The organism is Endozoicomonas sp. SESOKO4 (assembly GCF_024606275.1).
The window spans coordinates 1-1,913 of the sequence record NZ_JAHHPS010000535.1 but is presented as its reverse complement, the minus strand read 5'-3'; the positions used below and the strand labels follow the sequence as shown (position 1 = coordinate 1,913).

General features: G+C 43.3%; 2 protein-coding genes. Both read right to left on the bottom strand.

The features are described 5' to 3' along the window. A partial coding sequence (locus KDK16_RS10435) for a hypothetical protein (RefSeq protein ID WP_257276016.1) occupies positions 1-637 on the bottom strand: 637 nt, incomplete at its 3' end. Positions 638-765: 128 nt separating this feature from the next. Beyond that, on the bottom strand, positions 766-1,913 hold a 1,148-nt coding region (locus tag KDK16_RS10430), incomplete at its 5' end, for a WD40 repeat domain-containing protein (RefSeq protein ID WP_257276014.1).

Sequence of the window (1,913 nt, the reverse complement as noted above, 5' to 3'; positions counted from 1 at the left end):
CTGGCATAAAGGGCGGTCGTCTGAAATCGTTGAAATCGTCAGTGTCGTAGCCACCCCCTGAAGGGCTTTGAAACAACACAGGCTTGATTGACATTCCGACAGGGGGAATGGCCCCGGCATTTTGAGTATCGAGCGTTTTTTCTACTCGTCCATTTACCACTAAAAAAGGCTTTTTTGAACGCAGATATTGCCCTGATGAGAATGGATACGGGTGATTAAAAGACTCCGGGCAAGGCTGGCTTTCTTTAATCGCTATTCTGCCCATTCGCTCACTTAACGTAAGCATATAAAGATGGGTTGATTTATCACTATCAGAAAAGGGGAAAGGTACAACAGCACTGGCCTCATAAGTAAAGCCCTGAGCGTCTAAGCTCTGTGCACAGACGATAAATGGCTGGTCGATCTGCCCGAAAATAGTGACTTCGCCAGTAAAAGACTGCGTTCGTGTGCCCTGAGTTTTTGTAGCAACACTTGCCGACCTGGCTCGAATGGTTATAGAGGAATCACTTTGTTTTTTTATAGGCAGCTGCCATTCCAAATATTCACCAGTGGCCACTTCAGGGTTTGTGAAAAAGGTAAGTGCTGTTGCTACAAATGCTACAGTGAACAACTGTAGAAAGGTGTAAAAGCTGTGCATTGCCAGACCGGTTAGGTTGCTGAGTTTATTCAGGGTAGTCTGTTTTTTTGACACTGCGAATTGGAATAAGTCTTATGCTCGTTTCCCTTGAAATGGTAAGGTCTAAATCTGACTTAATGTCTGAAATACTAATCTGCATCGGAGAGTTCCGAGTCAGGCTGGAGTGCTGCTATATCCCAAATTTCAGCGGCTTCGATGTTGACAGTTAACAGCCAGATCGCTGCGGGATCGAGTTCAATTTTGTAGTAACCTCCATCGGTATGAAAGGTATTAAGCAACTTTGCTTTGCCATCGACTGGGATATGTTGAATATCCCAGAGCCTGATATCACAGTCGCTCCGGGTGAATACTCGAGTGTTGTTGCGGATAAAAATGGCTTGTTTAACTGCGCAGCCATGGTTCATCGTTGCAAGAAGCTTAGGACTATTCTTTTTAATCTGGGTTCCATCCCAAAGTTTGGCGGTATGGTCACCGGAAGTGGTGACAATATAACGACCTGTTGGGTCAAAAGCGATAAAATACACATCATCATCATGTCCCATAAATGCCAATGGATCAGTATCTCCGCTGATAATACTATCCATATGCCACAACACGGCAAAGTTGTCATCAACCATAGAGACGCCAATTTGCCTGCCCTCATGATCGAAGGTAACAATGTATGGTCTTGCTCCGTTTTCATTAAGCTTAATATGACTGGGAGTTTTGCTTTTAATTTCGCTTAAATCCCAAAGTTCAGCAAATGACCCATAAGAATTTACATGTATTCCACTCAGAACATAACGACCTGTAGGATGAAATTGAATAGAAACTGCTGGGTAACTTTTTACTTTGGCCAACAGCTTCGGTTTATTATCCTCAAGTTGATAGGTATCCCACACACCAAGATAATTATCGCCATCGTCATTATACCCAGCCGCTAATTTGTCACTTTTACGACTGAAATCAAATGAATAAATACCATTAAAGTCGTTATCCAATGTTGCCAGATAGGGCAAAGTACCATTACTCACCCTGGCATACCATAACTTCAGGGAATTGCCTGCAATACCAACTAATCGACCAGTCGCATCAAGTTTTATTCTAAAATCCTGGGAATCCAATACCGGACCTTTTACTTTTACTAGCGCTGTTGCCAGAGTTCGATTAGTCCGTGTCATATCAAAAAGGCCAAGATGGGAGTAGGTATCACCGGCCTGATTTTTTCCTTTGGCAGCAACGTATAATCGTTCCCCCGTTAAATCAAAGGTCGCATCCACCAGTTTATCGCAGCAAT